The sequence below is a fragment of the Phenylobacterium glaciei genome (assembly GCF_016772415.1).
GTDB lineage: Bacteria > Pseudomonadota > Alphaproteobacteria > Caulobacterales > Caulobacteraceae > Phenylobacterium > Phenylobacterium glaciei.
Map to the genome: position 1 here is coordinate 1279779 of NZ_JAGSGD010000001.1, position 25145 is coordinate 1304923.

The 25145-nt window shown below is 67.8% G+C and carries 30 protein-coding genes; 11 read left to right on the plus strand and 19 right to left on the minus strand.

Features of this window, described 5'->3' with window-relative positions; translation table 11 throughout:
• Positions 1-95: 95 nt before the first annotated feature.
• From JKL49_RS06135 to JKL49_RS06150, 4 genes are all read right to left on the minus strand, one after another.
• Positions 96-1496: an MFS transporter gene (locus JKL49_RS06135; protein WP_215339020.1), complete on the minus strand. Its 1401-nt coding sequence runs from the start codon at positions 1494-1496 to the stop codon at positions 96-98.
• A 79-nt stretch (positions 1497-1575) separates the two neighbouring features.
• Entirely contained in the window at positions 1576-3003 is a 1428-nt protein-coding gene (locus JKL49_RS06140) for an MFS transporter (RefSeq protein WP_215339022.1), read from the minus strand.
• A 129-nt stretch (positions 3004-3132) separates the two neighbouring features.
• Positions 3133-4554 carry an MFS transporter gene (locus JKL49_RS06145; RefSeq protein WP_215339024.1) on the minus strand — a complete coding sequence of 474 codons (1422 nt, stop codon included), beginning with the start codon at positions 4552-4554 and terminating at the stop codon, positions 3133-3135.
• Positions 4555-4819: 265 nt separating this feature from the next.
• Positions 4820-5725 carry an SDR family NAD(P)-dependent oxidoreductase gene (locus tag JKL49_RS06150; RefSeq protein WP_215339026.1) on the minus strand — a complete coding sequence of 302 codons (906 nt, stop codon included), beginning with the start codon at positions 5723-5725 and terminating at the stop codon, positions 4820-4822.
• A 276-nt stretch (positions 5726-6001) separates the two neighbouring features.
• Here JKL49_RS06150 and JKL49_RS06155 point away from each other — a divergent pair, with 276 nt between their 5' ends.
• Positions 6002-6784, plus strand: a complete 783-nt coding sequence (locus JKL49_RS06155) for an SDR family NAD(P)-dependent oxidoreductase (protein WP_215339028.1) — start codon at positions 6002-6004, stop codon at positions 6782-6784.
• Between the two features lie 9 nt (positions 6785-6793).
• Here JKL49_RS06155 and JKL49_RS06160 read toward each other — a convergent pair whose 3' ends face one another.
• The 9 genes from JKL49_RS06160 to cysK form a co-directional block, all read right to left on the minus strand.
• Positions 6794-7192 (minus strand): type II toxin-antitoxin system VapC family toxin, encoded by a 399-nt coding sequence (locus JKL49_RS06160; RefSeq protein ID WP_215339030.1) that lies wholly within the window; start codon positions 7190-7192, stop codon positions 6794-6796.
• The gene (locus tag JKL49_RS06165; protein WP_215339032.1) at positions 7192-7425 is read right to left on the minus strand and encodes an antitoxin; all 234 of its coding nucleotides are present in this window, start codon (positions 7423-7425) and stop codon (positions 7192-7194) included. Before JKL49_RS06165 ends, JKL49_RS06160 begins: the two co-directional genes overlap by 1 nt.
• Before the next feature lie 47 nt (positions 7426-7472).
• Positions 7473-8429, minus strand: coding sequence for an HlyD family secretion protein (locus JKL49_RS06170; RefSeq protein WP_215339034.1), 957 nt, complete (start codon positions 8427-8429; stop codon positions 7473-7475).
• A gap of 4 nt (positions 8430-8433) precedes the next feature.
• Positions 8434-9189 carry an ABC transporter ATP-binding protein gene (locus JKL49_RS06175; RefSeq protein WP_215339035.1) on the minus strand — a complete coding sequence of 252 codons (756 nt, stop codon included), beginning with the start codon at positions 9187-9189 and terminating at the stop codon, positions 8434-8436.
• Entirely contained in the window at positions 9186-10328 is a 1143-nt protein-coding gene (locus JKL49_RS06180) for an ABC transporter permease (protein WP_215339037.1), read from the minus strand. The genes JKL49_RS06175 and JKL49_RS06180 overlap by 4 nt, the downstream gene beginning before the upstream one ends.
• Positions 10329-10791: 463 nt before the next feature.
• On the minus strand, positions 10792-11223 hold the full coding sequence (locus JKL49_RS06185; protein WP_215339039.1) for a hypothetical protein: 432 nt from the start codon (positions 11221-11223) through the stop codon (positions 10792-10794).
• Positions 11220-12434, minus strand: a complete 1215-nt coding sequence (locus JKL49_RS06190; protein WP_215339041.1) for a hypothetical protein — start codon at positions 12432-12434, stop codon at positions 11220-11222. Before JKL49_RS06190 ends, JKL49_RS06185 begins: the two co-directional genes overlap by 4 nt.
• A 121-nt stretch (positions 12435-12555) precedes the next feature.
• Positions 12556-12906, minus strand: coding sequence for a hypothetical protein (locus JKL49_RS06195; RefSeq protein WP_215339043.1), 351 nt, complete (start codon positions 12904-12906; stop codon positions 12556-12558).
• A gap of 34 nt (positions 12907-12940) precedes the next feature.
• Positions 12941-13984 (minus strand): cysteine synthase A, encoded by a 1044-nt coding sequence (cysK, locus tag JKL49_RS06200; protein ID WP_215339044.1) that lies wholly within the window; start codon positions 13982-13984, stop codon positions 12941-12943.
• 81 nt (positions 13985-14065) lie between these two features.
• On the opposite strand from cysK, the gene JKL49_RS06205 reads away from it, so the two are divergent.
• A complete protein-coding gene (locus tag JKL49_RS06205; protein WP_215339045.1) occupies positions 14066-14431 on the plus strand; it encodes a nuclear transport factor 2 family protein in 366 nt (121 codons plus the stop codon).
• 103 nt (positions 14432-14534) lie between these two features.
• Here the strand turns inward: JKL49_RS06205 and JKL49_RS06210 are convergent, their stop codons facing one another.
• Entirely contained in the window at positions 14535-15056 is a 522-nt protein-coding gene (locus tag JKL49_RS06210) for a GNAT family N-acetyltransferase (protein WP_215339046.1), read from the minus strand.
• 340 nt (positions 15057-15396) lie between these two features.
• Here JKL49_RS06210 and JKL49_RS06215 point away from each other — a divergent pair, with 340 nt between their 5' ends.
• Complete coding sequence (locus JKL49_RS06215; RefSeq protein WP_215339047.1) at positions 15397-16191, plus strand: SDR family oxidoreductase; 795 nt, start codon at positions 15397-15399, stop codon at positions 16189-16191.
• Here the strand turns inward: JKL49_RS06215 and JKL49_RS06220 are convergent.
• The 4 genes from JKL49_RS06220 to JKL49_RS06235 all read right to left on the minus strand — a co-directional run bounded on the left by JKL49_RS06220 (position 16188) and on the right by JKL49_RS06235 (position 18493).
• Positions 16188-16610, minus strand: a complete 423-nt coding sequence (locus JKL49_RS06220) for a type II toxin-antitoxin system VapC family toxin (RefSeq protein WP_215339048.1) — start codon at positions 16608-16610, stop codon at positions 16188-16190. The genes JKL49_RS06215 and JKL49_RS06220 overlap by 4 nt on opposite strands.
• On the minus strand, positions 16610-16852 hold the full coding sequence (locus tag JKL49_RS06225; protein WP_215339049.1) for a type II toxin-antitoxin system Phd/YefM family antitoxin: 243 nt from the start codon (positions 16850-16852) through the stop codon (positions 16610-16612). Before JKL49_RS06225 ends, JKL49_RS06220 begins: the two co-directional genes overlap by 1 nt.
• Positions 16853-16961: 109 nt before the next feature.
• Positions 16962-17612: a glutathione S-transferase family protein gene (locus JKL49_RS06230; protein ID WP_215339050.1), complete on the minus strand. Its 651-nt coding sequence runs from the start codon at positions 17610-17612 to the stop codon at positions 16962-16964.
• A gap of 86 nt (positions 17613-17698) precedes the next feature.
• Positions 17699-18493, minus strand: coding sequence for a GNAT family N-acetyltransferase (locus JKL49_RS06235; RefSeq protein ID WP_215339051.1), 795 nt, complete (start codon positions 18491-18493; stop codon positions 17699-17701).
• 155 nt (positions 18494-18648) lie between these two features.
• On the opposite strand from JKL49_RS06235, the gene JKL49_RS06240 reads away from it, so the two are divergent.
• From JKL49_RS06240 to JKL49_RS06265, 6 genes are all read left to right on the plus strand, one after another.
• Positions 18649-18810, plus strand: a complete 162-nt coding sequence (locus JKL49_RS06240) for a hypothetical protein (protein ID WP_215339053.1) — start codon at positions 18649-18651, stop codon at positions 18808-18810.
• A 44-nt stretch (positions 18811-18854) separates the two neighbouring features.
• The gene (locus tag JKL49_RS06245) at positions 18855-19040 is read left to right on the plus strand and encodes a DUF2200 family protein (protein WP_347340359.1); all 186 of its coding nucleotides are present in this window, start codon (positions 18855-18857) and stop codon (positions 19038-19040) included.
• Positions 19041-19141: 101 nt separating this feature from the next.
• Positions 19142-19840, plus strand: a complete 699-nt coding sequence (locus JKL49_RS06250; protein WP_215339055.1) for a glutathione S-transferase family protein — start codon at positions 19142-19144, stop codon at positions 19838-19840.
• 223 nt (positions 19841-20063) lie between these two features.
• Positions 20064-21293, plus strand: a complete 1230-nt coding sequence (locus JKL49_RS06255) for a hypothetical protein (protein ID WP_215339057.1) — start codon at positions 20064-20066, stop codon at positions 21291-21293.
• Between the two features lie 169 nt (positions 21294-21462).
• Positions 21463-21831: a YciI family protein gene (locus JKL49_RS06260; RefSeq protein ID WP_215339059.1), complete on the plus strand. Its 369-nt coding sequence runs from the start codon at positions 21463-21465 to the stop codon at positions 21829-21831.
• Positions 21747-23030 carry an RNA polymerase sigma factor gene (locus JKL49_RS06265; RefSeq protein ID WP_215339061.1) on the plus strand — a complete coding sequence of 428 codons (1284 nt, stop codon included), beginning with the start codon at positions 21747-21749 and terminating at the stop codon, positions 23028-23030. Before JKL49_RS06260 ends, JKL49_RS06265 begins: the two co-directional genes overlap by 85 nt.
• Positions 23031-23154: 124 nt before the next feature.
• On the opposite strand, the gene JKL49_RS06270 is transcribed toward JKL49_RS06265, so the two are convergent.
• The gene (locus JKL49_RS06270) at positions 23155-23916 is read right to left on the minus strand and encodes a hypothetical protein (protein WP_215339063.1); all 762 of its coding nucleotides are present in this window, start codon (positions 23914-23916) and stop codon (positions 23155-23157) included.
• Between the two features lie 97 nt (positions 23917-24013).
• On the opposite strand from JKL49_RS06270, the gene JKL49_RS06275 reads away from it, so the two are divergent.
• Both JKL49_RS06275 and JKL49_RS06280 read left to right on the plus strand, forming a co-directional pair.
• The gene (locus tag JKL49_RS06275; protein ID WP_215339065.1) at positions 24014-24358 is read left to right on the plus strand and encodes a cupredoxin domain-containing protein; all 345 of its coding nucleotides are present in this window, start codon (positions 24014-24016) and stop codon (positions 24356-24358) included.
• A gap of 161 nt (positions 24359-24519) precedes the next feature.
• Complete coding sequence (locus JKL49_RS06280; protein ID WP_215339067.1) at positions 24520-25119, plus strand: DUF4360 domain-containing protein; 600 nt, start codon at positions 24520-24522, stop codon at positions 25117-25119.
• The last annotated feature ends 26 nt before the right edge of the window (positions 25120-25145 follow it).

Here is a 25145-nt window from a genome sequence, read left to right on the forward strand (position 1 = left end):
TATGCCGGTCAGGAGAGCGTGGGCGGAGAGCGCGCGCAAGCACTTTCCGTAGGGGCGCCGGGCGTCCCGGCCCGCTGAGGCCAGGACGCGGGAGGTCAGGCCTTGGCGTCAGGCAGCGAGACGCCGGAGTTGGTGGCCAGGACGCCGGCCTCGGCGGCCAGGGCGTCGCGAAGGTCGAGCTGACGGCGGACCTCGCCGTGGCGGGCGGCGTCCAGCTTCCAGCCGATGAAGCAGGCCCCGCCGACGAACACCAGGATGATCGGCGCGAACACGTAGCAGAGCTCCAGGCCGCGGATGGCCTCGGGCGTGTTCACGGCGCCTTCGCTGGCGTTGTAGCCGACCATGCCCAGCACGGTGAAGCTGATGCCGACGGTGATGGCCCCGCCGATCTTCTGGGTGGTGGTGACCAGGGCGTAGAGCAGTCCGGCCCGCTCTTCGCCCGTTTCAAGACGCACCTCGTCGGCGACGTCGGCCACCATGGCGCGGACGATCAGCACGAAGGCCGAGGAGACGAAGCCCACGGCGAACATGCCGGGGATGGCCAGCGCCATGGTGGCCTTGGGAATGATCATCAGGGCCGACTGGGTGAAGGCGTAGCAGACCGAGGTCAGCATCAGGGTGCGGTGCTTGCCCATCTTCTGGGCCAGCCAGCTCCAGAAGATCGCGCCGGCCAGACCCGCGGCGATATAGAACATCAGCAGGATCGAGGTCTGCGGGCCCGTATAGCCGCGGGCGTCATGGAAGAAGAACAGATAGAGGGCCGCCGTGGTGCCGGGGCCGAGCGCCATGACGAAATCGGCGAGGATCAGCCGCATCATCTCGGGACGGGTGATCAGCTTCCAGTAGTCGGAGAAGCTGGCGTGCTCGCCGGTGGTCTTGGGCGCCACCCGCTCGGGGCTGATCCAGATACAGAGCGTGACGGTGATGGGCAGCAGGACGATGCAGAACCAGCCCATGGCGTGGACGCTGTCGGCGAAGCTGCCTTTCACGGCCAGTTGCACCACCAGGATCAGCACGGCGCCGATGACGCCGACGGCGCTGATGACGCCGTAGACTCGGGAACGGTCATTGTAGTCGGTGGCGAGTGCGGCGCCCCAGGCCGCCTGGGCCAGGGTGACGATGGAGATCCCCAGATAAAGCACCAGCAGCCAACCGATGACAAAGCCCTCGCTGACGCCGGTATCGGCCATGAACAGCATGTAGACCGAGGCCATCACCAGGGGCGCGCCCACCACCAGCCAGGGGCGATAGCGGCCCCAGCGCGACGTGGTCCGGTCCATCGCCATGCCCAGCAGGGGGTCCACGGCCAGGTCGAGCAGGCGCACGATGGTGATCGCCGCCCCCACCGCCACCATGGACAGACCCAGGTGCCCGGCGAAGAACCGGGGCAGGTAGACGCCCATCACCAGGCCGATGGCCGCGATGGGCAGGGCCGTCGAGGCGAAGGAAAGCGCGACCGGCAGGGATAGCCGCTGGCTTGGGGGCGAAACCGCCATGATGGACCTCCTAATGGGGCGGCGCTTATTGCGCCTGTTCTAAAAATTCAGAGTGCGCCGAAGGGGCGCGGAAAAGATTTCAGGTTCGCGGCTCGACCACCACGTTGCCGGGCTCGGCCGTCACGCTGGCGATGATCGGCGCCTCGTCGTAGAGGGCGTCCCGCTCGTCCAGCTGGCGTCGCACCTCGGCGTGATTCTTCGCATCGAGCTTGTAGCCGATGAAGCAGGCGCCCCCCAACATGACGAAGACGATCGGGCCGATCAGATAGGCCAGCTCAAGATTGTGGATCGCCTGGGCGGAATTGACCGCGCCTTCCTTGGCGTTGTAGCCGACGCGCGCCAGGACGGTGAAGGTCAGGAAGATGGAGAAGGCGCCTGCCACCTTCGAGGTGAGCACGGTCAGGGCGTAGATCAGGCCGATCCGCTCCTTGCCCCCCTCCAGCCGCACCTCGTCGCCGATGTCGGCGGTAATGGCCCGCGTCATCACGCCGAAGCCGGCGGCCAGGAAGCCGGCGGCGAACATGGCCGGCAGGGCCAGCCCCATGGCGCCCTTGGGCAGGAAACCCACCATCATCAGCATGAGCGAATAGCCGGTGGTGGCGACCATCACCGCCCGGTGTTTGCTGATCCGGGCCGCCAGCCAGCCGATGGCCGGCGCTCCGGCGAAGCCCGCCAGGATGTAGACCGCCAGCAGGATGTTGGCCTCGGTGGTGCTGAACCCACGGGCGTCCTTGAAATAGAAGAGATAGAGCGCGGCCATCCACCCGGGGCCGAGCGACAGGCAAAGGTCGGCGGCCAGGATGCGGATCATGTTCGGTCGGGAGATCAGCGCCCAGTACTCCCGAAGCGTGAAGTGGCCTGTGTGGACGTCCTTGGTGATCCGCTCCGGCGTCCGGGCCACCACCAGCAGGACGGCGATGGGGGTCAGGGCGATCACGAACCAGCCCATGGCCTGCACGCTCTGGGCCTCGGTCATCCCCCGCTGTTCCAGCAGGATGGGGATGGCCAGCACCAGCACAGAACCCAGCACGCCCACCGCTGTCATCACCCCGAAGATGCGCGAGCGCTCGTGATAGTTCGTGGCCAGGGTCGCCGCCCAGGCGGAGTGCGAGAGGCCCAGGATCGAGGTGCCCAGGTACATGACCAGCAACCAGCCCCCGAGATAGAGCCGGCCCGACCCCTCCGGCGCCTGGAACAGCATCAGCAGCGCCAGCATCAGGATCGGCGTCCCGATCACCGTCCAAAGCCGGTAGCGGCCCCAGCGGGTCCGGGTCCGATCCATGATCATGCCGAGCGCCGGGTCCAGGGGGATGTCGATCATCCGCACGGTGGCGAACACCGCGCCGACTATGGCCAGCTCGACCCCGATGTGGCTGGCGAAGTAGCGCGGCAGATAGACCGATAAGGCGATGCCCAGCGCCGAGAGCGGCAGGCTGGTGCATGCGAAGGCCAGTATGGTCGCAAGGGACAGGCGCCCTGAAGGGTTGGCTGTCGGGGCGCTGGTCAAGATTGGCTTCCTCCACGTCCGCCCAGCTCTTCTGTCGGAAGCATGAAGCAGGCGGTCAGGTTACGCGCGATCACCTATGTGCAGGCAAGCTGTTTCGCGATGCTGGGGCCAGATTATCGTCCGACCGGCTCAATCCTTGCTCAGGCTGACATTGGCGGCCTCGCCGGTGACGCTCTCCAGGATCGGGGCGGAGTCATAGAGGGCGTCGCGCGCGTCCAGGTCCCGTCGGATTTCGGCGTGGCGTTCCGCGCCCAGCTTGTAGCCGATCATGCAGGCGCCCCCCAACATCACGAAGGTCACGGGCCCGATCAGATAGGCAAGCTCCAGGTGTTGGATCGCCTCGGGGGTGTTGGCCGCCCCCTCCTTCGCCAGATAGCCCACCTTATCGAGGACAAAGAAGGTCAGGCCGATGGAGACCGCCCCGGCGATCTTGGCGGTCATCACGGTCATGGCGAACAACAGGCCCGATCGCTCCTTGCCCTGCTCAAGACGAACCTCGTCGGCGACATCGGCGGTCATGGCCCGGGTCAGGACATTGAACCCGGCGGCCATGAAGCCGGCCATGAACATGGGGATGGCGCCAATCAGCATGTTCCCCTGCGGGATCGCCATCAGCGAGATCAGCACCAGCGAATAGACCGTCGTGGCCACCATTACCGCGCGGTGTTTGCTGATCTTGGTGGCCAGCCGCCCCATCAGGGGCGCGCCGGCGAAGCCCGCCAGGATGTAGACCGCCAGCAGAATGCTCGCCTGGCCGGTGGTGAAGCCCCGGCTGTCGGTGAAGAAGAACAGATAGAGCGCGCTCATCCAGCCGGGCCCGAGGGCCAGGCAGAGGTCGGCCAGCAGGATCCGGGCGAAGGAGGGTCGGGTGATCAGGGCGCCGTAGTCCCGCAGGCGGAACGAGTGTCCCTCGATCTCCGGGGCGATCTTTTCCGGCGTCCTCCAGACGACCGCCGCCACCGCCAGCGGAATCAGAGCGAATATGAACCAGCCCATGGTTTCGACATTGCCGGCATCGGAGGCCTGGCGCGCGTCATTGATGATGGGGATCGCCAGGATGGCCGCGGCTCCCAGGACGCCCAGCCCGGTGATGATCCCGAACAGGCGCGATCGGTCATCATAGTGAGGCGCCAGGGTCGAGGCCCAGGCCGCGTGGGACAGGGCCAGGATCGAGTTGCCCAGATACATGATCAACAGCCAGGCGATCAGATAGTTTCGCGTCGCGCTCTCGGGCGGCAGGAACAGGAAATAGATACCCGCCATCAAGATCGGCGCGCCCAGCAGGGTCCAGACCCGGTAGCGCCCCCATCGGGTGCGGGTCTTGTCCATGGCCCAGCCCAATAGACCGTCCACCGGAATGTCGATCATGCGGACAATGAAGAAGGCCGCGCCCACCAGGGCCAGGTCGATGCCGAGGTGGCTGGCATAGTGGCGCGGAAGATAGACGGAGATGGCGATCGCGACGGCCGAGAGCGGCAGGCTGGTGGCGGCGAAGGCGATGGCCGTCGAAAGGGGCAGGCGCCGGGCGCGGGCCACCATGGAGTCGCTCATGAAGTCCTTCTCATCCCACATCGCGCCTCTCGCGGGGCGTGTTTGGGACAAGGTTAGGCGTGATTGCGCCGGCCGGGGCAAGCGAAAATCGCGCCTTGAAAAGGGCGGCCCGCGCGGACCGCCCTGATCAGGTCCAAAGGAAGCCTCGGACCTAGACCCTGTCCCGGCTGACTTGAATCAAGTCAGCCGGGATGACCAGGGTCGCAGGCTTTATCTGGAGCCCATCGTCTCCCGTCACGATGATCCATCGTGACGCGGATGGGCTCTAGCCGCCTTGCATCTTGCGGAAGAACTTCCCGCTCTGCTCGCCGCCGTTCAGATAGGCCTGCTGGCCGGCCGGGTCGGAGATCTTGGCCCAGTTGTCGCGGACCTCTTCCACCGACAGGCCGCCCTCGCCGAGGTAGACGCCCTCGGTTTCATAGAGGCGGGTCAGCGCGAAGGCGCCGGCGCCGGCGGTCAGGATCGCGCCGGTGGGGGCCTCTTCCGAGGCCAGGTAGACGACGCCCGGGGTCACGTATTCCGGCTTCAGCTTTTCCAGGATTTCGGCGGGCATCAGGTTCTCGGTCATGCGCGTGGCGGCGACCGGGCTGATGGCGTTGATGTGGATGTTGTTCTTCTGGCCCTCAAGCCGGATCGTGTTCATGAACCCGATGATGCCCAGCTTGGCCGCGCCATAGTTGGACTGGCCGAAGTTGCCGTACATGCCCGACGATGAGGTCGTCACGACGATGCGGCCGTAGTTCTGCTCGCGCATGATGTCCCAGACGGCCTTGGTCGGCTTGACCGTGCCCATCAGGTGGACGTTCACCACCAGCTCGAAGTCTTCCATGGTCATCTTGGCGAAGCTCTTGTCGCGCAGGATGCCGGCGTTGGCGATCAGCACGTCGATGCGGCCCCACTGGTCCATGGTCTGCTTGACCATGTGGGCCACGCCGGCGTCGTCGGTGACCGAGCCCCCGTTGGCGATGGCTTCACCCCCCATGGCCTTGATCTCCTCGACCACGGCGTCGGCGGCGGCCGAGGAGCCGCCCGAACCGTCCATCGAGCCGCCCAGGTCGTTGACCACAACCTTGGCCCCGCGCCGCGCCAGCTCCAGCGCGTGCTGCTTGCCCAGGCCGCCGCCCGCACCGGTGACGATCGCCACTTTGCCGTCGAAGCGGATATCCGCCATGGAAGTCTCTCCAGAAACAGGGTCAGAATTTCGCGCGGTTTGTGCGGCGCGGGCGAAGGCAGGTCAAGCGGCCGTCGCCACCGCCTGGCCCCGGGCCTTGGCTTGCCAAGCGTGTCGACGAAGTCCCTGCAACAGCTGGCCCGCCGGTTCGAGTAGCGCCCCCTCTGCTTATGTTGGGCGGCGCTTGCCGCAACGACAGCCTCGCATTCTCGCCGGGACGCCGACAGGATGGCGCGAAAGCGGCCGACCTCCGGCCACGCGACACGGGGAAACACCATGGATCTCACCAACGCCTCGGCCCTGGTCACCGGCGGCGCCGGCGGCTTCGGCAGCGCCACGGCGCGCCGTCTCGCCCAGCGGGGCATGAAGGTGGTCATCGCCGACGTGGCCGACGAGCGCGGCGAGGCTCTTGCGAAAGAGCTGGGCGCCGGCTCTGTCTATGTGCGCACCGACATCATGGACGAGGAGTCCATCGCCCGGGCCGTCCAGGCGGCCGTGGATCTCGCCCCCCTGCGCGCCGCCGTGGTGGTGCATGGCGGGCCCCCGCCGCCGGGCGCCACCGGCGCGGCCCGCACCGTCAACCGCGAGGGCAAGCGCATCCCGCTGGCCCACTTCGCCCACACGGTCGGGGTCTATCTCAACAGCGCCTTTGCGGTCACCAGCCAGGCCGCCGAGGCCATGGCCAAGAACGCGCCGCTCGCCTCCAATCAGCGCGGCGTGGTGATCAACACCGCCTCCATCGCCGGCTACGAGGGCCAGCCGGGCCAGGCGGCCTATTCGGCGGCCAAGGGCGGCATCATCGGCATGACCCTGACCATCGCCCGCGACCTGGCGCCGATCGGCGTGCGGGCCATGGCCATCGCGCCCGGCACCTTCCTGACGCTCGCCTATTCCGCCCGCATGACCGACGAGGAGGCCCAGGCCAAGTGGGGCCCCATGGTCCCCAACCCCCACCGCATGGGCGACCCCGACGAATACGCCCAGCTGGCCGCCCAGATCTGCGAGAACGACTTCCTCAACGGCACCACCATCCGCCTCGACGGCGCGCAGAGGTTCTAGGGCCGGCCGTCAACGAAGCCAGTTCAGAACCTGCAAGCCGGCGACCCGGCCGAATTCGCGTTCGTTGTCGGTGACGACGATGTGGCCCGACGAAATTGCGTGGGCGGCGATCAGCATGTCGTTGCCGCCGATCGGGGTTCCCGCCGCTTCAAGGCGCGCGCGCAATTCGCCGTAGGCTCTATCGGCAGGCGCTTCAAATGGCAGGATCTCGAGGGCGCTTAGGACGGCTTCGAGTTGCGCGGTCAGGCGCTCTGACCCCTTCTTGGCGGCTCCAAATCGAAGTTCGGCCGCGACGATCACGCTGGTGCAGACGGCGTTCTCGCCGACTTCGACGATCCGTGAAGCGATCCGTCCCTGAGGATTGCGCACAAGATCGGAGAGGATGTTGGTGTCCAGCAGATGCCGCATCAGAGATCAACAGCGTCCGGGATCGGGTCGGCGATCTCGGGGAAGTTTTCATCCAGAGCCGACAATCCCGCGAGCACGGCCAACAGCGATTTCGGCGCTGCGGCTTCGATGATCAGTCGGTCTCCCTCCCTGTGCATGATGGCGTCTTCGCCAGGCAATTCGAACTCACGGGGAATGCGGACGGCCTGGTTACGGCCGTTCTTGAACAGCTTGACGTGGCGATGAACAGTCATGGCCGAACATTAGCCTATGCCATGACATATGCCAAGACCGCCCGCGCCTACCTCGCCGCCACTTCCGTCCCGCGCAGGAACTTCACCAGCACCCGCTGGCCGATGAGGAACGGCGCGTCCTGGGCTGAGACCACCACCTCCACCACCCGGTCGTCGGTGCGTTCGCTGGGGTCGTCGGAGACCAGTTTGCGGGCGCCGAACACCGCGGCCTGGCGCAGCACCGTGCCGCGATAGGTCTTGGTGGGGTCGCTCTCGGGGGCGATCTGCACGGCCTGGCCGATGCTGACATAGGGCAGGGCCCCCTCGGCGATCTCGGCGCGGACGATGTGCGGCGCGGTCGGCTCCAGGTCGAACATGGTCGAGACGTTCAGGGTCGAGGCCCCGGCGCCGGGATTGGCGTAGCGCCGGGCGATGCGGCCGTCGGCCGGCGCGCGGATGATGGTCAGTTCGCGGTTGTACTGCGCCTGGGCCAGGGCCGCCTGGGCCGTGGCGATGCTGGCGCGCTGCGCCTCGAGGGTGGCCTGGGCCTCGCGGATCTTGTCCTGCGCCTGGTCCAGGCGCTGGCCGGCCACGAAGTTGGTGGCCACCAGGCCCTGCAGGCGGGCGCGTTCGCGCTGAGCGGTGGAGAGCTGCACCTGGGTCATCGCCATCTGGGCCTGGGCCTGACGCACGGCGGCGGCGGCTTGGGCCGCGGCCAGGCGCGGTTCGTCGTCCTCCTGGCGGGCCAGGACCTGGCCCTTGGTGACCCGGTCGCCCTCGCTCACCAGCACCTCGCGCACGATGCCGGCGCGGCGCGCGGCCACCTGGATCATGCCGCCCTCGACGTCGGCCTTGCCGTTGGCGATGGCCACGAAGGGGCTCTTTGGGGCCTTGGCGGCGGCCAGCTTCTCGGCGGCGGCCTTCTGGGCCTTGGCCTTGCCGTTCATCACCACGGCCCCGCCCACCGCCACGGCGAGGACGATGACGATCAGCCAGACGACGTGGCGGCGGAGGAAGGCGAACATGGTCTTAGGCTCCGATGAGCTCAGGGGTTTTGGCGCCGCCGGGCGCCGGCGTCGTGCGCCGGTCGTCCAGGATACGGCCGTCCTCGATGTGGATGATGCGGTCGGCATAGGCCTCCAGCCGCGGGTCGTGGGTGACGCAGATCACCGCGGCCCCATGGCTCTTGGCCGCCCGCTGCAGCAGCTGGATGACGATCTGGCCGTTCTCGCCGTCGAGCGCGCTGGTGGGCTCGTCGGCGAACAGCAGGTGCGGCTCCTTGGCCAGGGCGCGCGCAATGGCCACCCGCTGCTTCTCGCCGCCCGACAGCTCCGAGGGCCGCTGGTGCATGCGGTTGGTCATGCCCACTTCGCCCAGCGCGATCTCGGCGCGCGCGCGGGCCTCTGCGGGGGAAAAGCCCTTGTACTTCAGGATGATGGCCACCTGCTGCAGGGCGCTCAAGGCCCCGAACAGGTTGAAGCCCTGGAAGATGAAGCCGCAGTGGTCCAGCCGGAACCGGTCGATCTTGCCGGGGCTCAGGCCCCACAGGTCCTCGCCCATGGCGCTCACCGACCCCTCGTCGGGCTTCAACAGACCCGAGAGCGTCGCCACCAGGGTCGACTTGCCCGAGCCTGATGGCCCCATGACCATGGTCACGTCGCCGTGCAGGGCGTCGAAGTCGACGGCCTTCAGCACCTCGATATGGGTGCGGCCGGTCTTGAACCGCTTGGTCAGGCCCTTGGCCACCAGGGCATGGGCGCCGGGAACGCCGGAGGTCTGGCTCATCGCAGCAGGTCCGCAGGTTGGCTCTTCTTGAGGATACCCATGGCCATCAGGCCCGAGGCCATGGAGATCGCCATCAGCAGGATCGCCACGCCGATCACCGCATTGATGGGGAAGCCCATGGGCAGGCCCGCGCCCTTGGCCAGGAAATAGACCCCGGTGGTGAACAGGGCCGTGGCCCCCAGGCCGACGACGCCGACCCAGAACGACAGCTCCACCACGATCAGCCGCAGCGAGCCCATGGAGACCCCCAGCGCGCGGAGGCTGGCGAACTCCTTGATATTGGCCAGGATCGCGCCCCGCAGGGTCTGGGAGGTGATCCCCACCCCGATCAGGAAGCCCAGGAACACCGAGAAGCCCAGGAAGATGCCGATGATCTGCTCCTTCAGCAGGGCGCCCTCATTGGCCTTGGCCAGCTCCGCCCGCGTCCAGACGCGGTAGGTCCCCTTGGAGACCGCGTTCATCTGGTCGCGCACCAGTTCGGCCTGGGCGGGGTCGGCGATCCGCACCATCAGTGGCCCGGTCTTGTCGCCCTTCTCCAGCATGCCGAGGCGCCGCAGGGTGTCGCGAGAGACCACCACCGAGGCCTGGTTGATGTCGGGATAGCCGTCCAGCAGGCCCCGAACCCAGACGGTCTTGCCGTTCAGACTGGCCTGGTCTCCCAGCTTCACGCCGAGGCGGCCCAGCGCCGAGCGGTCGACGGCCACCGCGTTGGGCTCCAGCAGGGCCACCCGCACGCTCTCCGGATAGTCGACGGGCAGGGTGAGCGCGCCCGGCTCGGTGTCGACCATGTTGACCTGCACGAAGGTGGTGATCTGCTTGGTCTTGCCCTTGGCGTGGTTGGTCCAGCGGCCGCCGCCGCCGTCGAAGCTGGCCACCTGCAGGACGGCGGGGTTCAGATAGGCCTGCGGTCCGATGCGGCGCGGCAGGCTGGAGGGGCCGGAATTGATCAGGCTCTCGGACTTGGCCGGCATGATCATCAGGTCGGCGCGAGAGCGGTCGATGGTGGCGGTCGCCGCCCGCACGATGCCCGTGAACATGCCGACCTGGGCCAGGATCAGCAGGCCCGAAAAGGCCAGCGCGATCACGGCGGCCATGTACCGGCGCCATTCATAGATGAGCGTGGCCAAGGCCAGTGACATCGGGTCCCTCCAACGGCGCCAGCATGTGTGCGAGACGCCGGCCGCAACCTAGTTAAAACGCCGTAAGGCGGCGGTTTCGGGGCGCTAATCGCATGAATTATAAGTAACTTTCCGCCGGGCTGGCGGTTAAGTCCTTGATCCATAAAGCCCCTGGCAGGGGTCCGTCTCGTTGTCGCAGATCGCGCCCCGCGACGTCCCCGGGGACCGCGGCGCCGAAGAGCGGTCGCCGGGGTGAGCGGAGTATTGGGCGATCCGGATTTTAGCTTTCGAACCAGCACACCCACTCCCGTCCTCCCCGGGCTTGTCCCGGGGACCCATGATCTCCGCCTCGCCGCAGGTCGCACGGCGGTCGCCATGGGCGCTTGCTGAACCTCGGAGATCCTGGGTGGCCGGGACAAGCCCGGCCATGACGATCAAAAGTGGGGGTGGCCCTGGCCAAGGACATGCAGCTTCGCGGGACGCCCTAGTCGTCGAACTGCACCGGTGATGCGGCCCGCGGCGACCTGAGTGAGTCGTCGGCGGACCACCTGACTTGGTGAAAGCGTGGATGGTGTCCCAGCGCCTCGCCCAATCGGGTCATAACATCGATGTAGATGGCGTTTGGTGGCCGCTTGAAGAACTTTTCCGTCAGGGTCCGGGACAGGTCTTCACAGCTAAGGAGAAAAGTGTCCAACGCCGTCACCTGACACCAGAACCGGCGCTCGGACGCCCAGAAATCAAACCCCCAGCCGTGTTCGTCAAACTCTGGTGGCGAAACCCGGAAGCCAAAACCCTTCAGTATGTCGACGATCGTTTCCGTGACGGCTCGCCCACCGAACTGCAGGACGCCATCCTTGTCCTCGACCCCATCCTCAGGAAAGTCGCTTGTGAACTCCGCCAGCGGCAGGATTCTCATCGCCGGTTCTCCTGGTCAAAACCATCATAGGTAACGGCGGCAGCGCCAAGTCCCGCGCTTCCGGCTGCGGCCTTCAAAGGGGCCGGCGCGCCGTACCATGCGCGCTCCAGGCCATCATATTTCTCAAGCCCAAGATCATTGCCCCGCCAGCCACCTGTGGGTTCAAATTTGGGCAACCTTGCACCGTAAAACTGAGGATCGACCTGGAAGTGGAGCTCGTAGAAGTCACCTCTGCTGATGTTTCGGGGTTTCAGCACGTTGAACGGGCTTTCAATGAACCATTCCGGCGGCTTCTTGCCGACAATGGCTTTGGGCAGCGGAACGGACCGGTACTTTTCCGGGAGTGTGAAGCTTCGCTTGACGTAGTGATGCCCCATGCCCTCGTAGGGCTCAGCTAGATAAGCGGCTTGGATTGGATCGAAGCCTTGCTTGAGGCGCTTGGCTACCTGCGCCTCTTTCGACAGATGGCCTAGGCCTGCGAATTCCTTAGCAACCGCGCCGCCGTACAGGGTTGATCCAACGTCGAACGCCAGTTCGCCTTGGTTCTTTCCGATCTCGTAGTTGCGCTTCCACTCCCCGCCGATCGTGTCGGCCTTCGGGGTTGCGGACGGATCGAGGTTGATCTGAGCCTGTCGGTAAGCCGCAGCGGCTTCATCGACGACGCCACGGGGGTTCGAGATGCCGGCGCGCAGATAACCCGCGGCTCGCCCACCGGCGTCGAGCACGTCATTCCATGCGGCCTCCCCAGGGGGCGAGGTGAAGGAATCGGCCGGATTGAGGAGGCGGGCTCCAAAGACGGCGCTGTCACCAAGGTCACGGACTGTATTTCGAGCGCCTCGGAATACCCCGGCGACTTGACCCACCGGTTGGGCGACCAACCTAACGGCGGTCTGCCCGGCGTAGTCCAGCAGGCCGGAGTCCTTGGCAGCCGTGCTAGTCGGCGTCGGCTTCCTGATTGGCATTGGCGCTGCGCGCCCTTGCTGCGCCGGCGACTTGCCTTGCTTCAGAAGGTTAGCGCCAAGCGCCAGCACATCGCTGGGCCGCGTCGCGGCGAGCTTCTGGCCGGTCTTGGTGGCCCGTTCCCAGGCCTCACGCCCGGCAGCCTCGGCGTCCTGGGCCAGTTGCCGGGCGTCAGCGTTCCGCTGAGCCATCCAGGCTTCGATATCGTCTAATACATCCGCGCGTCGCTGCGCTGGCTGTCGTTCAGCCATAGAGCATCCTCACCTCAATTCAGGGAAACGATTGCTCAGCGCCGCTGAGTTCGACCTGAACTATGGGGCAAAACGCTCAAATGTTCAAGAACAAAAGAAGAACAAATGGGGCGCTCGACCCCTACCGCAACCCCGTCGCCTTCGCCTCGCCACGGTCCCTGGACCAGCGGTAGACCAGCAGAGCCACGATCGCCGCGCGCAGTCCCCACAGCAGCAGATCGCTCGTCCCCGCCGGCGCCAGCAGGCTGACCGGGAGGCCGGCGAACAGCAGCAGCTTCAGGCTCCAGCGGCGCCAGAGGCGGGCCCGGTAGCCTGATCGCCAGGCCGCATGCTCGGCATCCTCCTCGGAGGCCGAGCCGGTCAGCACGCCATCCGGCACAACGATCCGCTCCGCCCTCGGGGCAGGGGAGGGCGCAACCGCCCGCGCCACCGGCGGCGCATAGGTCGGAACCTGGCGGCGTCCAAAGCTCATGGCGCCAGGATGCGCCGCCAGTCTGAACGCCCGGTTAGTCCGGCTTGCCGAAGGGGGTGCTATCGAAGATCGACTGCTCGTCCGGCGTCATCTCCACCGGCACGTCGGCGAACAGCGGGGTGGAGAGGTAGCGCTCCCCGGTGTCGGGCAGCATGCACAGGATGTTGGCCCCCTTGGGCGCGGTGGCCGCGATCTTCAGGGCGCCGGCGAAGGTGGCGCCCGAGGTGATGCCGACGAAGATGCCCTCCTGGTCGGCCAGCCTCTTGCTCATGGCCATGGATTCAGGACCCGCGGTGGGCAGGATCTGATCGATCAGCGAGAGGGCCACGGCGTCGCCGGTCAGCTTGGGGATGAAGTCTGGCGTCCATCCCTGCATGGGGTGGGGCTTCCAGGCCGGGTGGCTGGCCGCCGCGGTGCCGTCGGGGTTGCGCGCCTGCTCCGCGCCGCTGCCCAGCAGCTGGGCGTCCTCCGGCTCGCAGACGATGATCTTGGTTTTCGGGCTCTTGTCCTTCAGCACCCGGGCCACGCCCCTCAGGGTGCCGCCGGTGCCGTAGCCGGTGACCCAGTAGTCCAGGGTCTCGCCCTCGAAGTCCTCCAGGATCTCCAGGGCCGTGGTGGCCGAGTGCATGTCCGGATTGGCTTCGTTCTCGAACTGGCGGGTCAGGAACCAGCCGTGTTTCGCGGCCAGCTCCACGGCCTTGGCCACCATGCCGGTCCCGCGCAGGGCGGCCGGGGTCAGGATCACCTTGGCGCCCAGGAACCGCATCAGCTTGCGCCGCTCCACCGAGAAGCTCTCGGCCATCACCACCACCAGGGGATAGCCCTTCTGGGCGCAGACCATGGCCAGGCCGATGCCGGTATTGCCGCTGGTGGCCTCGATCACCGTCTGGCCAGGCTTCAGGGCGCCGGACTTCTCGGCGGCCTCGATGACGCCGAGCGCCAGGCGGTCCTTCACCGAGCCCAGGGGATTGAAGGCCTCGACCTTGACCCACAGGTTCACGCCCGGCGGCCCCAGCTTGTTGATCCGCACGACTGGCGTGCGGCCGATGGTTTCGAGGATGCTCTGATAGCGGGCCATCTGGGGCCTCCGGTCTTGCGCGAACGTTGTTGCGCCTCAACCTATGTCGCATCCCCGCCACCGCAACCCCGGAGTGAGATCATGCCCACCCGCGCCATCGTCGAGGCCTTCGTGGCCCAGGTGCTCTCCGGCGCCCACGACCAGGCCATCCTCGACCACTATCTCGAGGACGCCTGGATGCAGGAGAACCAGGCGCCGCCCCGCCAGGGCCGCGACGCCCTGGTGGCCGGCGAGCGCAAGACCATGGGCCGGGTCAAGGAGATCCGCACCGAGATCCTCGGTCCCGCCCTCATCGACGGCGATGTCGTCGCCATCCGCTGGCGCTTCACCTTCGTCCCCCACGAGGGCCCCGAACGCAGCCAGGAGGAAGTCGCCTGGCAGACCTGGCGCGGCGACAAGATCGCCACGGAGACCTTCTTCTATGATCCGAAGCAGATGGCGGGCTAACGCCAACCGTCATCCCGGACGCCGATAGGCGATCCGGGACCCAGGGGCCGAGCGCTCCGCCCCCGGGTCCCGGCTCTCCGCTGCGCTTACGGCCGGGATGACGTCAGATGGCGACCCCCATCGTCGTCGTCGCCTCCTCGTGCCAGTCCTTGCGCGTGCGGGAATAGATCAGGCAGTCGGCCGGATCGCCCGACCCGAACCCGGAACTGCGCAACAGCCCTTCGCGGGTGAAGCCGCAGCGCTCCGCCAGCTTCCACGAGGCCGTGTTCCAGGCCTCGATGATCAGCTGCTGGCGATAGATCGTCGGCCGCTCGGAAAACAGCAGGTCGGAGAACGCGCGGACCGCCGGCGCCGCCAGGCCGCGTCCCCGGTCGGCGGGATCGTGCAGGATGTAGCCCAGCTCGAACCCGTGAATGCAGGGCGCGGCGCGATAGAACTGGCAGGTCCCCACCAGCCGCCCGTCGGCCTCGATGGCCACCGCCCCGGCCTCTTCCGTCCAGAACCCGGTGGCGGCGAAGGTCTCGGCGAGCCTGCCCGGATCGGTCATCGGTTCGGTGATGGACAGGGTGAAGGGATAGGGCGCGACCTGCGCGAGGTCAGCGGCGGCGATACGTCGGATGGTCATGGGAAGCTCTCTGGGCATGAGGGGACTGCGCCCACAACGGCGGGCGGGGAGGGCGCTTGCCGCGCCGATGTCCGGGGTCAGGCCATGAGGGCAGGCTAGTGCGGCGGCCACGACCTTTCCATCCCAGTATTGATCGTCATCCCCGGGCTTGTCCCGGGGACCCATGATCTCCGCCCCGCCGCAGGTCGCGTGGCCGACGCCAGGGATGCTTGCTGAACCCCGGAGATCATGGGTGGCCGGGACAAGCCCGGCCATGACGATCCTGGAGGACGCCGGGTCACCCTTCCTCACCGCATTCCCCCGCCCTAAGGTCGACCCAACAAGATCGAGAGGAAACCCCATGGCCCAAGACACTCAACTCGTCGGCAAGACCTGCTTCGTCGCCGGCGCCTCCAGCGGCATCAACCTCGGCATCGCCAAGCGCTTCGCCGCCGCCGGCGCCAATGTCGTCATCATCAGCCGCAGCGAGGAAAAGATCGCCGCCGCCGCCCAGGAGGTCTCGGCCTTCGGCAAGCCCTGCATCGGCATCGCCGCCGACGTCCGCGACTACGCCGCCGTCGAGGCCGCGCTGAAGCGCACCCACACCGAGTTCGGGGACATCGACATCGTGCTCTCCGGCGCGGCCGGCAACTTCGTGGCCCCGGCGCTGGGCATGTCGGCCAACGGCTTCAAGACCGTGGTCGACATCGACCTGATCGGCACCTTCAACGTCCTGCGCGCCTCCTTCGAGTTCCTGCGCCGGCCGGGCGCCAGCCTGATCTCCATCACCGCCGGCCAGGGCGACCGGCCCTCGATGTTCCAGGCCCATGTCTGCGCCGCCAAGGCCGGGATCAACATGCTGACCAAGTGCCTGGCGCTGGAGTGGGGACCCGGCGGCGTCCGCGTCAACGCCGTGTCTCCCGGCCCCATCGCCGACACCGAGGGCATGGCCCGCCTGGCCTCGACGCCGGAGGCCGAGGAGCGCGTGAAGAGCCGCAACCCGATGCGCCGCTACGGCACGAAGGACGAGATCGCCGACATGTGCCTGTTCCTCTCCTCGGACCAGGCCAAGTACGTCAACGGCGCCATCATCCCCGTCGACGGCGGCTCCGGCTGCGGCGACGCGTCGGGCAATGCGCTGGCCAACTACGCCTAGAGCAGCTCGACCTTGAGGCCCAAGGCCTGACCGGCCTCGGCAAGCCGTCGATCCAGGGTGCAAAGCGTCGCGCCCTGATCGACGGCGATGGCCAGATGCAGGGCGTCGCCGGCCCGAAGGCCCAAGGCATACTGGTCGGCGAACCGCGCCGCTGTCTTGAAGTGCGCCGCCGAGACGGGCGCGATCAGCAGGGAGTCCGCCGCCAGTTGCGTGAACATCGCCAAGGCGTCAGCGCGGTGGTGGACCTCGATCTGCCCGGTTCGCAGCTTGATGGACAGCGCGGCGGAAAACTCCGTCGTCACCCAGTCGCTGATGGTCAGCTGTTCCGGCTCCTGGGCCGCGAGCCAGGCCTGCATGCGCGCTGTCTCGTCTTCGTTCGTCAGGGCGGCGACGAGCAGCGAGGTGTCGAGATAGCGCATCAGTAGCGGTCTTGGTCCCGCATCTTCCGGACAAACGCGCTTGCCGGTTCAGCCTGTACAGGCATCGCGTCAGTCAGCGTTTTCAGCACCGCCAGTTCGATCAGCTTGCGCGGCGTCACGACCGCGCTCAACCGCGCGACGGGCTTGCCACGCCGGGTGATGGTGACCTGTTCCCCGCTCTCGGCCTGGGCGATCAGTTCGCTGAAATGGGCCTTGGCGTCGGCGAGATTGATGTTGGTCACACGGGTGTCCTGACCTGTTAGTTGGTCAACTTAGCAGGCCAGGGGTAAGGCGCCAAGTCCGCGACCCTGCCGGCGCGGTCGCCCGCCACCCCACAGCTTGCACCCGCTGTCAGCCGCCCGATGCGGCCAGGAACACCGCGTATTGCGCCTCGAACGCCCGGCGGTAGGCGGGCCGCGCCTCGGCGCGGGCGACATAGGCCGCCAGGTTCGGGAATTCCGCCACCAGTCCGGAACTGCCCAGCCGCTGCAGCACCGACACCATCATCAGGTCGCCGACGCTGAACGCCCCGTCCAGCCAGTCGGCGTCGGCCAGCCGCGCCGACAGCTGCCCCAGCCGCACGTGGATGGCGTCATGGATCATCGGAAGGCGCTCTTGCGTCCACGGCTTGTCGCGCTCAGCGAGCAGGGCGGTCTGCAGCTCCAGGATCGGCGGCTCGACGGTGTTGAGCGCGGCGAACAACCAGTTGATGGCGCGCGCCCGGGCGTCGGCCTCGGCCGGCAGCAGGCCCGCATGGGTCTGGGCGATCTGGAAGACGATGGCGCCGGACTCGAAGATCGCCAGGCCGCCGGCCTCATAGGTCGGGATCTGTCCGAACGGATGCAGCCCCATGTGCGCCGGCGCCTTCATCTCCTCGAAGGTCACCAGCCGCACCTCATAGGCCTGGCCCACCTCCTCGAACGCCCAGCGCACGCGCATGTCGCGCGCCAGGCCGCGGCCGCGGTCTGGGGAGGCCTTGAAGGCGGTGATGGTGGGCGTCATCGGGCGGCTCCGCGGTGTCTCTCTTGAACGTCTCCCGAGGACGAACCCCCGGCAAGCGTTCCGACAGGCGCCGCGATTTTCGTCGCCTAGGACGGCCCGCCTCGGTCGCGCCCGGGCAGAGCGCCCTCGGCGGGCAACAGCCAGGCCGAGAGGTTGGCGACGGTCACAAAGCCCACGCTCTCATACAGCCGCAGGCCCGCCTCCGTGGACCCCAGGTGGAAGCGCGCCACTCCCCGACTGCGATAGTCGGCCATCACCTGGGTCAGCAGCGCGCGACCCCAGCCCTTGCGCTGGTGCTCCGGCGGCGTGGCCATCAGCGAGATCCCCGCTGTGTCTCCCGTCGGCGTCACCGTGACGGCGCTGATGGGCAGGTCGCCGTCCCAGGCGATCCAGGCCTCCACACCGGCCGTCTCGGTGAGGCAGACATCGAAATAGCGGGCGATGGCGTCCCGGGGCTCGTCGAAGGCGGCGGCCTCCAGGTCCCCGGCGATGGCCACCAGCTCGACCCCCAGCGCCCGGGTGATCTTCACCGGACGGCTCGGCGTCACCGGCGTCTCAGGCCTCAGCACCATCAGCGGTGAGGTCCCCGCCACCGTCAGGCCCAGCCCCGCCGCCACCGGCGCCAGGGCGGCTTGCGCCTGCGGGCTCATCACCACCACCAGCGGCAGCCCGCGCGCCCGGGCGCGGCCCACCGACGAGATCAGGAAGTCCTCGGCCTGCGGCCCCGCCCCCAGGGTCAGCCGGTTGAAGTCGGGGGAGGGGGCGCCGGTCAGGCCCAGGACGCCGTTCCGCGTCAGGGCCATCTCCACCCCCGGCACGTCCCCCATCTGCGCGACCAGCGCGCGCGCGCACAGCGCGATCAGCTCTTCGGTCTCGTCCATATGTTCCCCGCGCCCGGTCTTGGCCGGGCTTGCCACAGCGTAGGGTAGAGGGTGACGCCCCCGCGTTCCAGGGCCGATACGGGCCATCTTCCCCGTCTGTCGGGCCGCCCGCATGGCAATGTGCATCGACTTCCGCCGGGACGCGTTACGAATGGATGGCAAACGATCCGAAGTTAAATCCCGGCGGCGACGGCGAGACAATTCGCAGCGAGGCCGCGAGCGGCGGTCAAAAGACCGGCCACATCCGCTGGGTGCTGGGGATTGGAACGGTCCTGGCCATCCTCGGCATCCTGGTCGTCGCCCTCATGAGCCGCTGACCCGGGCCTGAGGCGAACGCTCCGCCAGCCTGACTCCTAGGACTGTGCGGCGAAGCTCGGCCCTCAACCCGGCCCGGACCGACATCCGCGGCTTGATCTGCGGCGTCCGCATTGAGGAGATCACCGACCCGGTGATGCGCGAGATCCGCGACCTCGACAAACTCATCGACGACCTCGCCAAGGGCAGGCCGATGGAGAAGATCCTCAACCGCGCGCCGGCCAAGGTCTGACCACACGCGCACCGACCCGCATTGAACCCCTGGCGAAACGGCGTTAGCTGTAGCGCATATTTCAAACAGCCGTTCGCGGCGCGCATTTCCAGGATGATCGCATGAAGCTCTATTCCGGCGACCTCTCGCCCTATTCCGCCAAGGTGCGGATGCAGATCTACGCCAAAGGCATTTCCGACATCGAGATCGAGCTGCCGCCGGGCTTCATGACCGGGGAGTTCCACAAGACCTCGCCGCTGGCCCGCATCCCGGTTCTCGACCTAGGCGGCGACCTGATCCCGGAGTCCGAGGTCATCAGCGAATATCTGGAGGAGGTCTATCCTCAGGTCCGCCTGCTGGGCGCCACCGCCCGCGAGACCGCCACCATCCGCACAGTGTCGCGCATCGCCGACATCTACCTGCTCAACAACATGTTCATGGTCCTGGGTCAGGCCCGCGCCTCGACCCGCAATCAAGGGATCGTCGACCTGCTCACCGGCCAGGTGATCCGTGGCCTCAAGGCCCTGGAGCACTATATCGGGGAGGACGGCTTCGCGGTCTGCGGCCGCCTGACCCTGGCCGACTGCACCTTGGTCCCGGCCCTGTTCCTGATCGAGAACGTCATCGACACGGTCGGCGTCGCCAACCCCATCCCCGACACCCCCAAGGTCGCCGCCTACTGGGCCGCCATCCAGAAGAACGAGCACGCCGCCGCCACCCTGGTGGAGCTCTACCGCGGCCTGGCCGAGCGCCGCGAACTCATCGCCAAGATGGCCGCCAAGGAAAAGGCCAAGGCCGCCGCCGCCGCTGCCGAAGCGTAAAATCTACGGGTCCCTTCTCCCCTTGCGGGGTCGAGAGCGGCGTTTCGCCAAATCGTTGGCGAAACGCATAGCGGGGCTTGAGTAGCCCCGCTCGCTCTCGACGGTGGCCCTGCGGAGCAGGGTCGAATAATTCGGGGACGTGATATTAATTCCCCAAATCAAACCTTTCCGATGTCCGCCGCCCATTAAGCCGACCTAAGTCTCTCCGCCCTACAAGGCGGGGATGGCGAGACCCTTCCCAATTCTTAGCTTTGGCCTGCTGGCGTTCGCGCCGGGCCATGCCCTGGCCGAGGGCCTGTTTTCGCCTGAGGCCTTCTCCGGCGTGATCGTGGCCGGCCCGGCCGCGGCCTCGGGCGAACCCTCTTGGATCAAGGGCGGTCTGGGCAAGCTGCGGGCCGGCGGTGATCATGGCGCGTTCGACGCCACCGCCACCGTGGCCTGGCGGGGAAACCTGACCTCCCGCGTCGGCGCCCTGGTCTCGGTCGACGCGCAATCGGACGTCGCGCCCGTCGCCGGCGTCAGCGAGGCCTACCTGACCTTGCGCCCCGATCCGGGCGCCGCCGTGCGGATCTCCGGCCGGGCCGGGGTGTTCTTCCCGCCGGTCTCGCTGGAGCACGACGGATCGGAGTGGTCGCTCAGCCGCACCTTGACCCCGTCGGCCATCAACAGCTGGGTGGCCGAGGAGGTGAAGGTCGCGGGCGTGGAGCTGACGGCGCGCGGCGCCGTGGCCGGACATCCCCTGGCCCTGACGGCCGCGGCTTTCGAAGGCAATGACACCTCCGGCGCCCTGCTGACCTTCCGGGGCTGGGCGCTCCACGACCTCAGGGCCGACCTCAACGGGTCCTTCCCGCTGCCTGACGTGCCCAAGATGTTCGTCGGCAAGCAGGCCCAGAGGACCCGCCCCGTCGACGAGGTGGACGGCCGCGTCGGCGCCTATGTGAAACTCGACTACACCGCCAACGACGCCCTGACGGTGAGCCTGTTGGGCTATGACAACAACGGCGACCGCACCACCGTGACACGCGGCCAGTATGCCTGGCGCACACGCTTCGTCCAGGTCGCCGCCCGCTGGACGCCCGCGCCGGGAACCGAGATCCTCGCCCAGGCGATGACCGGCGAGACCGCGATGGGCGTCCCGTTCAATGGGCAGGCGCCGGCCGATATCGGCTTCGCCGCCGTCTATGTCCTGGTGTCTCACGACCTGCCCGGCGGTGTGGCCACGGCGCGGCTGGACCAGTTCTCCGTCTCCGACCACAGCTTCAAGGCTCTCGACAACAATGCCGAGCACGGCTGGGCGGCGACCGCCGCCTGGTCGACCCCCGTCCGGCGCCACATCGATCTGGTGCTCGAAGGGGTGGTGGCCCAGAGCACCCGCCCCGACCGGCGGCGCTTCGGGGAGGCCGCGTCACAGACCAGCCTGCAAGGGCGAGCCGCGCTGCGGGTGGCCTTCTAGGGATGGACGTCCCGCAGGTCGCACATGAGCCGCCCGCAATGCCGTCAGGCGGCTGCGCGGTCTGAGGCCGGGCGCGAAAATATTTCTGCGGCGCTGTCGATCGGGCGCCCCGCCGCGCATCACCCTGTTAGGAACGCGTACGGTGCGCGAGCCGCCCAAGGAGAACCCCATGCAATACATGCTCATCTTCAAAGAGACGACCGCCGAAACCGGCCGCCGCGACGACCCCGCGGCCGCGCCCGCCTACTGGGGCGCGTGGAACGCTTACGTCGGCGCCATGTATGAGAGTGGCATCGTCGTCAGCGGCAACGGGCTGCAGTCGCCGAGCACCGCCACCCGCGTGCGCGTGGAAGGCGGAAAGCGCCAGGTGCAGGACGGCCCCTTCGCCGACACCCACGAGCACCTTGGCGGCTACTTCATCGTCGAGACGGCCAGCCTGGATGACGCGCTGGAATGGGCCGCGCGGGCGCCCTGCGCATCGGCCGGCAGCGTCGAGGTGCGGCCGGTTATGCCGCCGCCGACGAACGCGCCTGCGTGAGCGACGGCGCGGCGGCGGCGGCCGAGCGCGTCGCCCGTGAGAGCTATGGCCGCCTCGTAGCGCGCCTGGCCTGGCAATGGCGCGACCTCGCCGCGGCGGAGGATGCGCTGGCCGACGCCTTTGCCGCCGCGCTGCGCCACTGGCCCGAGCAGGGCGTGCCGGACGCGCCCGAGGCCTGGCTGGCCGCGGCGGCCCATCGCCGCCTGCTGCACCACGCCCGCCACGTCCGGCTGACGCTGGACCCGCGCGTCACCGCCCTGCTCGACGAGGCCGAGCCCGAGGCGCCCGAGCGCCAAACCGTGCCCGACGCACGGCTTCAGCTGATGTTCGTGTGCGCCCATCCGGCTATCGAGGCCAACGTCCACGCGCCGCTGATGCTGCAGGCCGTGCTGGGGCTGAACGCCAAGGTCATCGCCAGCGCCTTTCTCGTCTCGCCCGCAGCGATGGCCCAGCGCCTGGTGCGGGCCAAGGCGAGGATCCGCGAAGCCGGGTTGCGCTTCGAAGCGCCGGAAGCCCGCGAGCTGCCGGCGCGCCTGGCCGCCGTGCTGGAGGCGATCTACGCCGCCTACACCCTGGGCCGGCACGCGCTGGACAGCCCCGCTGACGACCTGCGCGAGGAAGCCCTCTTCCTAGCCCGGCTGGCGGCGCAGCTGCTGCCGAGGCAGGCCGAGGCCTGGGGGCTGCTGGCCCTCCTGCTGCATGCCGAGTCGCGACGCGCCGCGCAGTTCGATGCCGAGGGCCGCTTTGTGCCCCTGGCGGCGCAGGACCCGGCCGGCTGGCGGGACGACCTCATCCGCGAGGCCGAGGCGGCGCTGTGGACCGCCGCTAAGCTGCGCCAGCCCGGGCTCTTCCAGATCGAGGCGGCCATCCAGTCGGCCCATGCGCAGCGCCGCGCCACGGGGCAGACACCCTGGCGCGCCATCGCACAGCTGTACGGCGTGCTCGTGCAGCACCACGCCAACCTCGGCGCGCGCGTCGGCCAGGCCGTGGCCTTGGCCGAGTCCGGCGAGCCCGCGGCTGCGGTGGCGCTGCTGGACGCACTGCCGCTTGAGGCCGCCGGCTACGCGCCCTATTGGGTGGCGCGCGCCCACGTGCTGGGCATGGCCGGCGCGCCTGGCAGGCAGGCCGCGGTTCAGCGCGCCATCGGCCTGACCGACGATCCGCGTCTGCGTGATTTCCTGGTTGCTCAGCTGGGCTGAAACTCCTCGCCCAACGCCGAGCGGGAATTACGGTGACAGTGCATTCAATTGAAAGGCAGACTCTCAGGCCTCCCAGCATGGAATGTACTGTCTCCGCAATTCCGTAATCCAGGTCCGAAGAGCGTCAGAAATGCCGCTCGTACTCGACCACCAGTCGAACCTGGCCGTCACTCTCGGCCCTGGCTGTCCCGGCAGGGAGCAGATAGGCCGCTTCAAACTCAAGCTCGCCGCCCCGCAACCAACGGGGATGAAGCTCCCATTGGGCGACGGGGCCCAGGTAGTGGGCCTGACGGCCGCCGAAGGCGCGATCGGTCCCCAGATCACCGAACGCCTGACCGCCGAGCCGCACGGTGTCAGTGACGGCCCATGTCGCCTGGGCGGCATAGCCAAATTCGGTGTCATGCTCTCCCGGCCGGTCGGACAATGGCCGGCTGGCGATCAGGTTCAGCAGGCCTTCGAAGCTGCCGGATCGTTTGGCGAGCAGCAGCTTGGCCTCCGCGACACCTGACTCGTTGTGGATGCGCTGCTCGTATTCAAGATAGGCGCCGACATCGATCCCGAGCCCCGGAACCTGGCCGAGATAGGCCACCCCCTCGATGGCGAAGGCGTCCAGCTTCCTGGCCTCGCCGGCATGCTGTTCGAACTCGCCCAGGACCGCGAGGCTGAGCCGGTCGTTCACGCCGTATTCCACCTCGACGATCGCCGCCTGCTCACCGTCCAAAGGTCCACCGGTGAGGCGGCCGGCGCGAAGTTCGACCTCGGTGACGCCCTTTTTCAGGTAGGGCGCGTAGACCTTGTTGGACAGGCCGGGCGCGGCCACCGCACCGCTCGACCACGCCCACATCATCGCCGTCGCCAGGACCGCGACGCCACACCGAGCGACCATTTAAAACCCCCTTGCACATGATAATCAGTCGTATGATTATAATGCGAACGATTGTCAATTGCATCGACGCGCCAACACCAGGTCTCGGAGTTTCGAAATGCGTCTCAAGCTTGCCGCCCTGACGGCCGCCCTGTTCGCCGTCGGGGTCGCCGCACAAGCCGCCCCTGAGCTGCCGGTGGTGACCTTGACGCTCAAGGACCATCGCTTCACGCCGCAGTCCGTCGAGATTCCGGCCGGTCAGCCGGTCAGGATCGAGCTGATCAACCTCGACGCCGCCAGCGAGGAGTTCGACAGCCTCGACCTTGGCATCGAAAAGGATGTCACGCCGAAGGGACGGGTGAGCTTCGTGGTCGGTCCGCTGACGCCGGGGGTCTACAGCTTTATCGGCGAACTGCACGCCGACACCGCGCACGGCGCCATCAAGGCCATCGCGGCCCCTTGAGGCCATTCCGATGGCGCATCCTCGGGGCCGCCCCCCGGCATGCCGTTCGTCGCCGAACCTGAACCGCGACTGACAGCTTCCCTCAGATCACAGTTAGGGGGCCGCCGATATCCCTGCTTCATCGGGCCGACCTCGGCCAGGAAAGAGCGGAGAGTCAGACAATGAAAGCCAAGATTATGGGCCTGGTCGCCATCGGCGCCCTGGCCGTGGCCGGCAGCGCGAGCGCGCAAAACGATATCGCCCTGGGTACGCCCGGCTATGGCGGCTCCGGCTGTCCGTCCGGCAGCGTCTCGGCCACCCTCAGCCCCGACAACAGGTCCCTCAGCCTGATCTTCGACGATTACCAGGTGTCGGCGGGCGGCACGACTGGCCGGTCCTTCGACCGCAAGAGCTGCAACGTCGCCATCCCGGTCTTCGTGCCCGAGGGCTACAGCGTGTCGGTCCTCTCGGTCGACTACCGCGGCTTCAACCGGCTGCCGCCGCGGGCCTCCTCGCAGTTCAATGTCGAATACTTCTTCGCCGGCGGCCGCGGCCCGGCGTTCCGCCGCACCTTCTACGGCGCGCTCGACTCCGACTACCTGATCAACAACGAGCTCACTGTGCAGAGCTCGGTCTGGTCGGCCTGCGGCGCGGACGTCAACCTGCGCACCAATTCCAGCATGCGGGTCAACACCGTCAACAACGCCGAAGCCATGGCGACCGTCGACTCCCAGGACGTGAACGCCGCCATCGTCTATCGCCTCAACTGGCGTCGCTGCTAGGCCGACAAGCCTAGGACAGGAGCGTG